General features: G+C 67.7%; 10 protein-coding genes and 1 pseudogene. 8 read left to right on the top strand and 3 right to left on the bottom strand.

Translation table 11 applies throughout. From position 1 onward, the window contains the following. Nucleotides 1–141: 141 nt before the first annotated feature. From AC1DY5_RS22815 to AC1DY5_RS22800, 4 genes are all read left to right on the top strand, one after another. Nucleotides 142–1,062, top strand: a complete 921-nt coding sequence (locus tag AC1DY5_RS22815) for an ABC transporter permease (RefSeq protein WP_478115019.1) — start codon at nt 142–144, stop codon at nt 1,060–1,062. A 50-nt stretch (nt 1,063–1,112) separates the two neighbouring features. After that, the gene (locus AC1DY5_RS22810) at nt 1,113–2,282 is read left to right on the top strand and encodes a BMP family ABC transporter substrate-binding protein (protein WP_478115017.1); all 1,170 of its coding nucleotides are present in this window, start codon (nt 1,113–1,115) and stop codon (nt 2,280–2,282) included. A gap of 71 nt (nt 2,283–2,353) precedes the next feature. After that, a complete protein-coding gene (locus AC1DY5_RS22805; protein WP_478115015.1) occupies nt 2,354–3,346 on the top strand; it encodes a Rieske 2Fe-2S domain-containing protein in 993 nt (330 codons plus the stop codon). Continuing rightward, nucleotides 3,346–4,398, top strand: a complete 1,053-nt coding sequence (locus AC1DY5_RS22800; RefSeq protein ID WP_478115014.1) for an adenosine deaminase — start codon at nt 3,346–3,348, stop codon at nt 4,396–4,398. Before AC1DY5_RS22805 ends, AC1DY5_RS22800 begins: the two co-directional genes overlap by 1 nt. On the opposite strand, the pseudogene AC1DY5_RS22795 reads toward AC1DY5_RS22800, so the two are convergent. After that, nucleotides 4,356–5,642, bottom strand: a pseudogene (locus tag AC1DY5_RS22795) (MFS transporter). The gene AC1DY5_RS22800 and the pseudogene AC1DY5_RS22795 sit on opposite strands and share 43 nt — an antisense overlap. Before the next feature lie 99 nt (nt 5,643–5,741). Between AC1DY5_RS22795 and AC1DY5_RS22790 the strand changes: the two are divergent. Both AC1DY5_RS22790 and AC1DY5_RS22785 read left to right on the top strand, forming a co-directional pair. Then, nucleotides 5,742–6,665, top strand: coding sequence for a LysR substrate-binding domain-containing protein (locus tag AC1DY5_RS22790; RefSeq protein ID WP_478115012.1), 924 nt, complete (start codon nt 5,742–5,744; stop codon nt 6,663–6,665). Nucleotides 6,666–6,731: 66 nt separating this feature from the next. Further along, complete coding sequence (locus AC1DY5_RS22785; protein WP_478115010.1) at nt 6,732–7,811, top strand: BMP family ABC transporter substrate-binding protein; 1,080 nt, start codon at nt 6,732–6,734, stop codon at nt 7,809–7,811. A gap of 148 nt (nt 7,812–7,959) precedes the next feature. Here AC1DY5_RS22785 and AC1DY5_RS22780 read toward each other — a convergent pair whose 3' ends face one another. Both AC1DY5_RS22780 and AC1DY5_RS22775 read right to left on the bottom strand, forming a co-directional pair. Next, nucleotides 7,960–8,622 (bottom strand): acyltransferase, encoded by a 663-nt coding sequence (locus AC1DY5_RS22780; protein ID WP_478115008.1) that lies wholly within the window; start codon nt 8,620–8,622, stop codon nt 7,960–7,962. Continuing rightward, nucleotides 8,619–9,764, bottom strand: a complete 1,146-nt coding sequence (locus tag AC1DY5_RS22775; protein WP_478115007.1) for a glycosyltransferase family 4 protein — start codon at nt 9,762–9,764, stop codon at nt 8,619–8,621. The genes AC1DY5_RS22780 and AC1DY5_RS22775 overlap by 4 nt, the downstream gene beginning before the upstream one ends. Before the next feature lie 188 nt (nt 9,765–9,952). On the opposite strand from AC1DY5_RS22775, the gene guaD reads away from it, so the two are divergent. Together guaD and dcd are read left to right on the top strand one after the other, a co-directional pair. Beyond that, nucleotides 9,953–11,236, top strand: coding sequence for a guanine deaminase (guaD, locus tag AC1DY5_RS22770; protein WP_478115005.1), 1,284 nt, complete (start codon nt 9,953–9,955; stop codon nt 11,234–11,236). Nucleotides 11,237–11,366: 130 nt separating this feature from the next. Continuing rightward, nucleotides 11,367–11,933, top strand: a complete 567-nt coding sequence (gene dcd / locus AC1DY5_RS22765) for a dCTP deaminase (RefSeq protein ID WP_286371529.1) — start codon at nt 11,367–11,369, stop codon at nt 11,931–11,933. Nucleotides 11,934–12,201 lie beyond the last annotated feature (268 nt).

The raw sequence follows: 12,201 nt of genomic DNA, 5'->3' as shown, positions 1-12,201 counted from the left end.
GGCCTGCGACACGCTGATCGCCTACCGGATCAAGCGCAAGTCGGCGGCCAGGACCGTCGCCTCGACCGAGGGGACCGGGTCGCTGCAAGCCAGCACACCTTTGACGGCCCCTGTTGCCCGCCCCACGGAAGGAGCCGCATGATGGAAAACTACGCACTCCTGCTGGGTTCCACGCTCAGCGCCGGCACCGTGCTCGCGATCGCCGCGCTGGGTCTGCTGATCAACGAGAAGGCCGGCATCGTGAACCTCGGTGCCGAGGGCATCATGTTGTGCGCCGCCATCGCCGGCTTCGCCACGGTGGTGGTCACGCACAACACCTGGCTGGGCTTCCTGGCCGGCATGGCGGCCGGGGCGCTGCTGTCGGCCTTCTTCGGCGTGCTGGTGATCTGGCTCAACACCAACCAGTACGCGACCGGGCTCGCGCTGAGCCTCTTCGGGGTCGGCTTCTCGGCCTTCGCGGGCATCAACTTCGTGCAGGCCAAGCTGCCCGAGAGCGTGTCCTACGCGCTGCCGGTGTTGGGCGACATCCCGCTGGTGGGCCCGGCCCTGTTCCGCCACCATCCGATGGTGTATTTCGCCGTGTTGCTGACCATCGGCCTGATCTGGTTCCTCTACCGCACGCGCGCCGGCCTGGTGCTGCGCTCGGTCGGCGAATCGCCCGAGTCCTCGCATGCGCTGGGCTACCCGGTGCGCCGCATCCGCTTCCTGGCAGTGATCGTCGGCGGTGCCTTGTGCGGGCTGGCGGGCGCCTACCTGTCGACGGTCTACACGCCGCTGTGGGTCGAGGGCATGGTCGCGGGCCGGGGCTGGATCGCGCTCGCTCTGACCACCTTCGCGACCTGGCGGCCGGTGCGGGTGCTGCTCGGCGCCTACCTGTTCGGCGGCGTCTCGATGTTGGGCTTTCACCTGCAGAGCACGGGGGTCAACATCCCGAGCCAGTTCCTCAGCATGCTGACCTACATCGCGCCGATCGTGGTGCTGGCCCTGATCTCGCGCAACCCGGCGTTTATCCGTGTCAACATGCCGGCCTCGATTGGGAAACCCTTCTACCCCGGCTCATAATTGCGTTTCCTTTTGTTTCTCCGCCAACCCGTCCTTCGAGGATTCGAACAATGATTGACCTGAACAAGCGTTCCCTGCTCAAGCTGGCTGCCCTGACCGCGGTCGCTTCGGCCGCCCTCATCGGCTGCGGCAAGAAGGAAGAAGCCGCGGCACCCGCCGCCGCGCCCGCCGCCCCGGCCCCGAGCGCCGCTGCGCCCGCGCCGGCAGCACCGCTGAACATCGCCTTCGCCTATGTCGGCCCGGTCGGCGACGGCGGCTGGACCTTCGCGCACGACAACGCCCGCAAGGCGATCGAGAAGGAATTCGGCGACAAGATCAAGACCACCTTCGTCGAGAGCGTGCCTGAGAGTGCCGACGCCGAGCGCGTGTTCCGCGACATGGTGAGCCAGGRCAACAAGCTGATCTTCGGCACCACCTTCGGCTACATGGAGCCGATGCTCAAGGTCGCGGCCGACAACAAGGACATCAAGTTCGAGCATGCCACCGGCTACAAGACGGCCGAGAACATGCGCACCTACGACAGCCGCACCTACGAAGGCGCGTACATGGCTGGCGTGATCGCGGGCTCGATGACCAAGAGCAACTCGCTGGGCGTGGTCGGCTCGGTGCCGATCCCCGAAGTGCTGCGCAACATCAACAGCTTCACGCTGGGCGCCCAGTCGGTCAACCCGAAGGTCACGACCAAGGTGGTGTGGGTCAACGAATGGTTCAGCCCGCCGAAGGAAACCGAAGCCGCCACCGCGCTGATCAACGGCGGCGCCGACGTGCTGTTCCAGAACACCGACTCTCCCGCGGTGCTCAAGACCGCCCAGGAAAAGGGCAAGCGCGCCTTCGGCTGGGATTCGGACATGACCGCCTACGGCCCGAAGGCCCACCTGGCCTCGGCCGTCATCAACTGGACGCCGTACTACACCAAGGCCACCCAGGACATGCTGGATGGCAAGTGGACCACCGGCCAGACCTGGTGGGGCGTCAAGGAAGGCGCCATCGACCTGGTGTCGATCGCCGAGGACGTCCCGGCCGAGGTCAAGGCCAAGGTCGATGAAGTCAAGAAGGGCCTCAAGGACGGCAGCTTCTCGATCTGGAAGGGCCCGATCGTCGACCAGGACGGCAAGGAAGTGGTGGCCGCCGGCACGGTGGCCGACGACAAGTTCCTGAGCGGCGTCAACTTCTACGTCAAGGGCGTCGAAGGCAAGGTGCCTGGCGGCGACAAGAAGTAAGACGACGAACCGGATTTCCGGTGCGAAGGGTTGTCCTCGGGCAACCCTTTTTCGTTTCGGCTCCCACGACGATGATCGAAAGACAACTCTGGCATCCGGTCGCGCTGGCCGAGGAACTCGCAGCCTCGCCGCTGGCCGTGCGCCTGCTCGGCGAGAACCTGGTGCTGTGGCGCGATGGCGCCGCCGCCGTCCATGCCTGGGCCGACCGCTGCCCGCATCGCGGTGCGCAACTCTCGCTCGGCCACGTCGTGGCCTGCGACGGGGGTGCCGTCCTCGAATGTCCTTACCACGGCTGGCGCTTCGAGCCCGGCGGCCGGTGCACCCAGGTGCCGGCGCTGCCCGGGTTCGTGCCTCCGGCCACGCACCGGGCCATGACGCATGCCGCCGTCGAGGCCCAGGGGTTGGTGTGGGTTCGGCTCGACGGGGATGGCGATGCGCCGCTGCCCGCCTTTGCGGCCGAGGACGACGCGCGCATGCGCAAGATCAGCTGCGGCCCCTACGACGTCGAGACCAGCGCCCCCCGGCTGGTCGAGAACTTCCTCGACATGGCGCATTTCGGCTTCGTGCACGAAGGCTGGCTCGGGGCGCGCCATATGGCCGTGATCGACGACTACCGGGTCGAGGCCACGCCCGATGGCCTGCGCGCGACCGGCTGCAAGGCATGGCAGCCGCAGTCGACGGTCAACTCGACCGCGCCGGCGCAGGTCGAGTACAGCTACGAGGTCACGGCGCCTTATGCCGCGGTGCTCATCAAGGTCCCCGAGGCCGTGAGCGTCGGCCTCGAGGGCTACCGCGAATCGATCGCGATCCAGATCTGCCCGATCGACGCCGAACGCTGCCGGGTCTGGTTCCGCTTCGCCACCTCCGACTTCGGGCGTGACGAGGCCTCGGTGCGTGCCTTCCAGGACACCATCTTCCTGCAGGACAAGCCGGTGCTCGAATCGCAAAGCCCCAGGCGATTGCCGCTCGATCTCCGGGCCGAGCTTCATACCGTGGCCGACAAGGCCTCGTCCCTCTATCGCCGCCACCTCAAAATGAGCGGCATCACCTTCGGAGTCTGCTGATGAACATTCCCCAACGCACCGTCCGCGACGTCCCCGCCGACCGCCTGCCCGCGCTGCTGCGCGCCATGCCCAAGGCCGAACTGCATATCCACATCGAAGGGTCGCTCGAGCCTGAGCTGATCTTCGCGCTGGCGCAGCACAACGGCATCGCCATTCCCTATGCCAGCGTGGAGGAACTGCGTGCCGCCTACGCCTTCACCAATCTGCAGAGCTTTCTGGACATCTACTACGCCGGCGCCAGCGTGCTGCTGAAGGAGCAGGACTTCTACGACATGGCCTGGGCCTACCTGGAGCGGGCGGCGGCCGACAACGTCGTGCGCACCGAGATGTTCTTCGACCCGCAGACGCACACCGAACGCGGCGTCGCGATGCAGACTGTGATCGACGGCCTGCATCGCGCCTGCGTCGACGCCAAGGCAAAACTGGGCGTCGACGCGGCCCTGATCCTGTGCTTCCTGCGCCACCTGAGCGAGGAGGCCGCCTTCGCGACGCTCGAGCAGGCCTTGCCCTTGCGCGACCGCTTCATCGGCGTCGGCCTGGATTCGAGCGAGCTCGGCCATCCGCCCGAGAAGTTCGCGCGCGTGTTCGCGCGCTGCCGCGAACTGGGCTTCCACCTCGTCGCGCATGCGGGCGAGGAAGGTCCGCCGGCCTATGTATGGAGCGCGCTCGACGTGCTCAAGGTCGAGCGCGTCGACCACGGTGTGCAAAGCACCAAGGACGCCGCGCTGATGAAGCGGCTGGCGCAGGACCGCATTCCGCTGACGGTGTGTCCGCTGTCGAACCTCAAGCTCTGCGTGTTCCCCGACCTGCGCCAGCACAACCTGCGCGAACTGCTCGATGCCGGCCTGGTCGCCACCGTCAATTCGGACGACCCGGCGTATTTCGGCGGCTACATGAACCAGAACTTCATCGAGACCTTCGCCGCGACCGGCCTTACGGCGCAGCATGCGTGGCAGCTCGCGGCGAACAGCTTCGAGGGCAGTTTCGTCGATCCGGCCACGAAGCGCGCCTATGTCGACCGGCTCAACGCCGTGTTCGACACCTTTGCCTGAATCGGATCTTTCCGAGACGCGCGCGCGAGCAGCGGCAGCGCCGCGATCGCGCAGGCGGCGGCTGCGAACCACACCAGCGGCCAGCCCTGCCACGCCAGCAGATGCGGAATCGAGAGGGGCGTGAGGAAGCAGACTGCGAACACGCTGGTGTTCGCCATCCCCAGCGCGGTGCCGGCGCGGGCCGGGCCGGACAGCGTGGCCAGTTCGGTGTAGCCCACGCCATGCCATGCCATGCCACGCCGAGACGCAGATGCCGCTGGCGATCAGCAGCAGGATCAGCACGGCCCGCAGCGCGGGTGAGGGGGCGGCCGCGCCGCCGGCCGCCAGTGCGGCCATGCCCAGCCCTGTGAAGAGCGCCGCGCTCAAGGCGCCGCAGGCGCGCAGATAGGCAGGCCGGTTCTGGCGGCGATCCGTCCAGCGGCCGCTCCACACCCGCATCGCCATCGCGCCGATTTGCACCGCCATCATCGCGGCGGTGATGGCCGCGAAACCGGCGCGGCCGAAGTCGTGCAGGAAGACGGTGCCGAAGGACAGCACGGCGAACTGCGGCGCGCACAGGATGCCGATGCCGGCGACGATGCGCCAGACACGGGCGTCGCGCAGCGGGCCCTGGCGCGGTGCGACCGGAGCGCTGGCGGACCGGGGTGTCCGCGGCGCAGCGGGCGGCTCATGGACCCAGTGCCAGACCAGCCAGGCGCTGAGCGCGCACAGGGCGGCCAGCAGGCCATACAGCGCTGCAAAGCCGGCATGCAGCGCGACCATCTGCAGCAGCAGCGCGCCGATGCCGCCGCCGAGCGGCACGGCGGTCTGCCGGATGCTCATCGCGAGTCCGCGCTCGCCCTCGGCGAACCAGCCCATCACGGCGCGACCGCTGGCGCCGTTGACGCTGCCGCCCAGCAACCCGACCAGCAGCAAACCGGTGCCGAGCCAGGCCAGGCCGGGGATGTGCCCGGGCGTTGGCGCCGCGAACAGTGCCATCGCGATCAGTGCGATCGCGGTGCTGCCGAGACCCACCAGCAGCACCGGCCGGTCGCCCGAGCGGTCGGTCAGCAGGCCCCAGGGGAGTTCGCTGATCGCGATGCCCAGCCCCATCAGCCCGAGCACCAGGCCCAGGGCGGCGTTGTCGAGCCGGTAGCCCGAGCGCATCACGACGGCGGTCATCGGGAGCCGCTGAAGGCAACGGAGAAGGCGGCATTGGCCGCGACGCCGGCCGCCAGGACTTTCCAGCGATGGCGCCGAACCAGGGGGAGGGCTGTTGCATGGTGAGGCCAGTATTGGCCACTGGAACGATTTTGAAAATCAGAAAATAATCGAGCCGTAGTCCCAAGAAACAGGATGATTGCATGGCCCAGGTGATCTTCGATCTCGACGTGCTTCGCAGTTTCTCGACCGGCATCGAATTGGGCAGCTTCGCTCGCGCCGCCGACCGTCTGGGGCGCTCGACCTCGGCCGTCAGCGCGCAGTTGAAAAAGCTCGAGTCCCAGGCCGGGCGCGGCCTGCAGTTGACGGACGCCGGCGAGACCATGCTGGCCTATGCGCGCCGCCTGCTGGCGATCAACGAGGAAGCTGCTGCCGCGATGCGCGGCGCCGACCTGCAAGGGTGGGTCCGTCTCGGCATGCAGGAAAACCTCGGCGAATCCGTGCTGGCTGCCGTGCTTGGCCGTTTCTCGCGCGCCCATCCGAAGGTGCTCATCGAGGCTCGGATGGCGCGCAGTGCCGAACTGCGGGAGCGGCTGCAACTGGGCCAGCTCGATCTGGCCTTGATCTGGGAGATCAAGGGTGCCGCGGGCGGCGCGGCGCTGCCGCACGGCGAGCGGCTGGTGCGGCTCCCGTTGCAGTGGGTCGGGCCCGCTGAATCGGATGTGCTCGACGACGCGCGCTGGTGGACCGAAGGCCGCCAGCCCGGTTCGCGCCCGTCGCGCGAGCCCTTGCCGCTGGTGTTGCTCGATGCGTCCTGCCCCCTGCGCGAGACGGTGACGACCACGCTCGACCGCGCGGGCATTCCGTGGCGGCATGCGTTCACGAGTTCCAGCCTCTCGGCGCTGTGGGCCGCGACCTCAGCCGGGCTCGGGCTGTCCGCGCTCACGGCCTTCGGCTTGCCGCCGCACGTGCGCCCGTTCGACGGCAGCATCATCGGCCTGCCGGCGTTGCCGCCGATGACGCTGGGCATGTACCGCGCGCAGGCCGAACCGGAGCAGCACGTCGCGCGGCTGGCCGACCTGCTGCGCGAAGCGGTGCAAGAGGGCGTGGCGATGCAGTCCCGGTAAAATCACGCGTTGGCGCTGCTGCCCCGCAGCGCCGTTTTTCTTTCCGGGGCCATGTAGAGGACTACCATGTATAAAAACCTCGCAGCTGCGCTCGCGGCCGCTTGTTTCTTTCTCCCAGCTTTTTCCCAACCGGCGCCGAAGGCCGATCCGCTGAAGATCGGCTTCGTCTACGTCGCGCCCGTCACCGATGCCGGCTGGGTGCGCCAGCACGAGAACGGACGCAAGACCGTCGAGGCGGCGCTGGGCGGCAAGGTGAAGACCACCTATGTCGAGAACGTGGCCGAAGGCGCCGACGCCGAGCGCGTGATCCGCGACCTCGCGCAGCAGGGGAACAAGCTGATCTTCACGTCGAGCTTCGGCTACATGGAGCCGACGCTGAAGGTCGCGCGCGACTTTCCCGACGTGAAGTTCGAATCGATCAGCGGCTACAAGACCACGCCCAACGTCGCCACCGCCAACGCGCGCTACTACGAAGGCCGCTACCTCGCGGGCATCGCGGCCGGCCGGATGACGAAGACCAACGTCGCCGGCTACGTGGCGGGCTTTCCGATTCCCGAGGTGCTGCAGGGCATCAATGCATTCACGCTGGGTATGCGTTCGGTCAACCCGAAGGCGCAGGTCAAGGTGGTCTGGCTCGACGTCTGGTTCGACCCGCCGAAGGAGCGCGAGGCCGCGATGGCCCTGTTCAACCAGGACGTCGACGTGATCGCCTTCCACACCGGCTCGACCGCCGTGATGGCCGCGGCGCAGGAGCGCGGCAAGCTGGCGATCGCCTATCACTCCGACATGCGCAAGGTCGCGCCCGACGCGCAGGTCGTCGCGGTCACGCACCAGTGGGGCGATTACTACACGAAGCGCGCCCGCGCCGTGCTCGACGGCAGCTGGAAGAGCGGCAACGTCTGGGGCGGCGTCAAGGAAGGCATGATCCGCGTCGGCGATTTCGGCTCGAAGGTGCCGAAGGCCGTGCAGGACGAGGTGATGGCGCGGCAGCAGGACATCGCCGCCGGCAAGCTGAAGCCGTTCCAGGCCGTGAGCGACGTGCGCGACAACGAGGGCCGCGTCGTCATCGCCAAGGGCCAGAGCCTGAGCGACGAGCAGATCCTCAACATCAATTGGCTGGCCGAAGGCGTGCAAGGCAAGAAATAGGCTCGCCCCCAGGTTGCCCGGCACTTCGTGTCCGGGCGCCCACCCCCTACCGGGGGCAACACCAGCGGCCCGGCGAAGCCGGTTCCGCGGTGTTTCACGAACGGGCCTGGCTGCGCCGGCCGCGCCGCTGCCGGAGGTCTGGAAAGGATCAGTGCACGAAGCCGCTCTTGCGGTGGAAGTAGGCGGCCTCGGGGTCCAGGTCCTTGACCTTGGCGGCCGGCTGCCCCGCGTACACCGCATGCTCCTCGGTATGGGCCTTGTTGAGGACCGAGCCGGCGCCCAGCACCGAGCGGTCCGGCAGCGCCGCGCCGCCCAGCACCGTGACGCGCGTGCCGACCAGGCAGTAGGCGCCGATCCGGATCGGCTTGCAGTCCTGTCGGCCCTCGACCACGTTGATCCCGTGCGTGATCAACTGCGAGTGATAGCCCGCGATGGTGGTGAAGGCACCGATCTCGACCTTGTCGGTGCAGTCGATGATGTGCGACTTGGTGATCGCGGCATGCTCGCCGAGCAGCAGCGCCGGGTCGCGCCCGGTCCGGTGTCTGAAGTGCCGGCCGGCCAGGCTATGGCCGGTGATCCAGTTGGAGCGCTCAATGATCGAATGCGCGCCGCATTCCATCCGTTCAAGGTGGATGGCGACGTTCAGGTGGCCGATGTAGGCGCCTTCGCCCATCGACAGGTGGCCCGGGAAGACGTAGGACAGGCCGATGCGGGCGCTGTCCGCGATCTGGTAGCCCCAGAAGCGGCGCAGCACCCGACGCTTCAGCGGCCAGGGGAGGAACACGACCGCGAGTGCCGCCAGCCGCTTCATGGCGTCGCCTTGCGCTTGTCGAGCGCCAGCCGGTAGGCCGCAACGTTTGCCGCGGCCATCTGGCCCGGCGTGTAGAGCGCGGCGTTGGCGAGCCCCTTGCGACGGAGCTCGTCCAGATGGGGTGTTGCCCGCTCGATGGCCTCGGCCATCGCCACCGGATCCTTGGGGTCGACGTAGACCGCCCCGTCGCCGCCGATTTCGTTCATCGGCGCCAGGTCGGAGGTGAATACCGGGCAGCAACAGGCCTGTGCCTCGATCACCGGCCAACCGAAGCCTTCCTGAAGCGAGGGGAAGAGCAGGGCCGTCGCGCCGGCGTAGGCCGCGCGGATCTCCGCGTGCGAGATCCCCTGCAGGGTCGTGACGCGGTCGGCGACGCCGTGGCTCTGGGCCAGCTGCTCGAGTTCCGGGTCGAGCCCGGGGCCGATGAATACCAGCCGGTCGACCAGGGCCGGCCGGGAGGCCGCGGCGGCCCGTTCGCGCAGCGCGATGAAGGCCTCGAGTACCCGTCGCCGGTTCTTGCGGGGCAGATCGAGGCCAACATGCAGCAGGTAGGGCTCTTGTGCCGAGAGCCCGAGTTTCGCCAGCAGGACCTGCGCCTCCTCGGGCGCCAGGGGGGCGAAGTCGTCGTTCAGCCCGTGGCGCGCGATCGTCACGTTCGAGGTCTCGGCGACGTCCAGGGCCTGCAGCTCGCGCCGGGTCAGGTCGGAGGCACAGGCGATGACGTCGGCGCGCGCCAGCCCGCGCACGATGAGGCGCTGAAACAGGCGGCCGCTCCAGCCGACGTCCCAGCCGTCGACCATCCCCAGGGCCGCCTGCACCGCGATCACGTCGTGGCAGGCGATGACATTGGGCCTGCCGTCGACCCAAGGGATGTACAGCGCGTTCGAATGGTCGGTGACATGCACCACGTCGGCCCAGCGCGCCTGGCGCACCAGGGAAGGGATGAAGAGGATGAACTTGTCCACGTAGCCGAACCATTTGCGCCAGCGCCAGGAACTCGCGAAGCGCTGCATGCGCGCAGGCGGAGCGATCACGCGGACCTCGCAGCCGAGGCGCGGCAGTTCGCGCTCGAGCACCCGCCGGAAGGCGAGCATGCTGGTCTGGGCGTCGGGCTCGTAGTTCGCGACGAGAAGCACTTTCATCGGCGGCCGGCCTACCTGGGGTCGTGAGAGGTCATCGTGCAACGGGAATGGAGGTTGCGCCGGATTATGTTCGAGCAGCCGCTTTGCCGACACAGGACCCATGGACGGGGGGCGATTCGTTCGTGACATATAGCCTTCATATGCGCAAGCACATTGCATACCGCCGCGGCTGGCTTACTCTCCGTGCCATGCGCGCCTACCGAGCCTCTCTTCTGCGATTCGACACCGCCGGCCAGCCGGTTTTCGACACCGATGGCCTGCTGGTGGTCGGCCCCGATGCCCAGGGGCGGCACCGGGTTCAGGATGCGGGCGCGTTCGCCGATGTGGCGGCCCGACATCCCAGCACGACGGTCACGCACTGGCCGGGCCGGATCCTGGCGCCCGGCTTCGTCGACATGCACATCCACTTTCCGCAGACCGACATCATCGGCTCGCCGTCCGACGGATTGCTGCCCTGGCTGGAGAATTACACCTTTCCGGCCGAGAGCCGCTTTGCCGACCCGGCCCATTCGGCCGAGGTGGCGGAGGTGTTCCTCGACGAGCTGATGCGCAACGGCGTCACCACCTCCCTGACCTTCGCCACGTCGCATCCGCAGTCGGTCCAGGCCTTCTTCGAGGCGGCGCAACGGCGGCAGTTGCGCATGATTACTGGGAAAGTATTGCAGGATCGGCATTCGCCCGAGGGAGTATGCGACGAAACTGAACAAAGCCTGATCGACACCGAGTCTCTGATCCGGCAATGGCACAACCGGGACCGCCTGGGCTATGCCATCACCCCTCGCTTCGCTCCCACCAGCACCGATGCGCAGCTTCGCGGCGCGGGTGAACTGGCGGCGCAGTATCCCGATACCTGGATCCACTCGCACGTCGCTGAGAACAAAGACGAGGTCAAGTGGGCGCGCGAGCTGTTCCCGCGGGCCCGCTCCTACCTCGACGTCTACGCCGGCTTCGGATTGATGCGCGAGCGGGCCGTCTATGCCCACTGCATCCATTTCGACGACGACGACCGGCGCTTGATGCGCGACACCGGCACAGCTTCGGCCGTCAGCCCCACCAGCAACCTGTTTCTCGGCAGCGGCTTCTTCGACTTTGAGGGTGCCGATCGTATCGGCTACCGCTACGGGCTGGCCAGCGACGTTGGCGGCGGAACCAGCTTCAGCCCCTTCGCGACCATGATGGCGGCCTACTACGTGGGCCGCGAGGGCCAGACCAAGCCCGGCATCAGCATTCCGCCGTCGCAGCTGTGGTGGCGCCACACCGGAGGCGCGGCGCGGGCGCTCGGACTCGATGGCGTCATCGGCAACCTGCAGCCGGGCTGCGAGGCCGATTTCCTGGTGATCGATCCGAAGGCGACGCCCCTGCTGGCGCGCAAGACCGGGTTGGCGAACAGCCTCGAGGAACTGCTGTTCTCGCTGATCGTGCTGGGCGACGACCGCTTGATCGAGCGCACCGTGATTTCGCAGAGTGGGTAGGCCCCCACGCTCCGCACTTCGTGTGTCGCTGCCCCCCAAGGGGGCCGCAGGCCGCCTTGGGGCGGCCCGGCGCCGGCCTGGGCGTCTCTTTCGCCTCCTTAGAATAGCGACCCCGAGGAAGGACCCCGACATGAGCATCAAGAGCGACAAGTGGATCCGGCGCATGGCCGAGAAGAACGGCATGATCGAGCCCTTCGAGCCGGGCCAGATCCGCGAGCAGGACGGCCACAAGATCATCAGCTACGGCACCTCGAGCTACGGCTACGACATCCGCTGCGCGCCCGAGTTCAAGGTCTTCACCAACATCCACAGTACCGTGGTCGACCCGAAGAACTTCGACGAGAAGAGCTTCGTCGACTTCCACGGCGACAGCTGCATCATCCCGCCGAACAGCTTCGCGCTGGCGCGCACGGTCGAGTACTTCCGCATCCCGCGCAACGTGCTGACTATCTGCCTCGGCAAGAGCACCTATGCGCGCTGCGGCATCATCGTCAACGTCACGCCCTTCGAGCCCGAATGGGAAGGCTACGTCACGCTCGAATTCAGCAACACCACGCCGCTGCCCGCCAAGATCTACGCCGGCGAGGGCTGTGCCCAGGTGCTGTTCTTCGAGAGCGACGAGGTCTGCGAGGTCAGCTACAAGGACCGGGGCGGCAAATACCAGGGGCAGCGCGGCGTCACCCTTCCGAAAGCCTGAACCGCGGCTTCGGCCCGGTCCTACATCGGGTCGGGCCGGGGCGGCGGTGCGTCGCCGGGCCAGCCCCTGCAACATCTTGTTCCATTCCACGCGCTTTCGGCGTGGGCCCAAGGAACGAGAACATGTCGATCTTCGAGCGCGCGCGCGAGACCAGTCCCTACACTTGGCTTTTGATCGCATGCCTGGTTACCGTCGCGCTGGCCCTGGGCGTTTCGATGGCGCTGGTGACGCAGTCGCAGGTGAACAAGGCCGAGGCGCACTACGCCGC

The sequence above is a fragment of the Variovorax sp. P4_D9 genome (assembly GCF_056401695.1).
This window is presented reverse-complemented; position numbering and strand designations above follow the sequence as displayed.

What these genes read in the sequence shown, in the direction of transcription:
- AC1DY5_RS22780 (WP_478115008.1), bottom strand. Translation starts at nt 8,622, where the DNA reads ATGAAGCGGCTGGCGGCACTCGCGGTCGTGTTCCTCCCCTGGCCGCTG.
- guaD (WP_478115005.1), top strand. Translation starts at nt 9,953, where the DNA reads ATGCGCGCCTACCGAGCCTCTCTTCTGCGATTCGACACCGCCGGCCAG.
- AC1DY5_RS22800 (WP_478115014.1), top strand. Translation starts at nt 3,346, where the DNA reads ATGAACATTCCCCAACGCACCGTCCGCGACGTCCCCGCCGACCGCCTG.
- AC1DY5_RS22785 (WP_478115010.1), top strand. Translation starts at nt 6,732, where the DNA reads ATGTATAAAAACCTCGCAGCTGCGCTCGCGGCCGCTTGTTTCTTTCTC.
- dcd (WP_286371529.1), top strand. Translation starts at nt 11,367, where the DNA reads ATGAGCATCAAGAGCGACAAGTGGATCCGGCGCATGGCCGAGAAGAAC.
- AC1DY5_RS22790 (WP_478115012.1), top strand. Translation starts at nt 5,742, where the DNA reads ATGGCCCAGGTGATCTTCGATCTCGACGTGCTTCGCAGTTTCTCGACC.
- AC1DY5_RS22805 (WP_478115015.1), top strand. Translation starts at nt 2,354, where the DNA reads ATGATCGAAAGACAACTCTGGCATCCGGTCGCGCTGGCCGAGGAACTC.
- AC1DY5_RS22775 (WP_478115007.1), bottom strand. Translation starts at nt 9,764, where the DNA reads ATGAAAGTGCTTCTCGTCGCGAACTACGAGCCCGACGCCCAGACCAGC.
- AC1DY5_RS22815 (WP_478115019.1), top strand. Translation starts at nt 142, where the DNA reads ATGGAAAACTACGCACTCCTGCTGGGTTCCACGCTCAGCGCCGGCACC.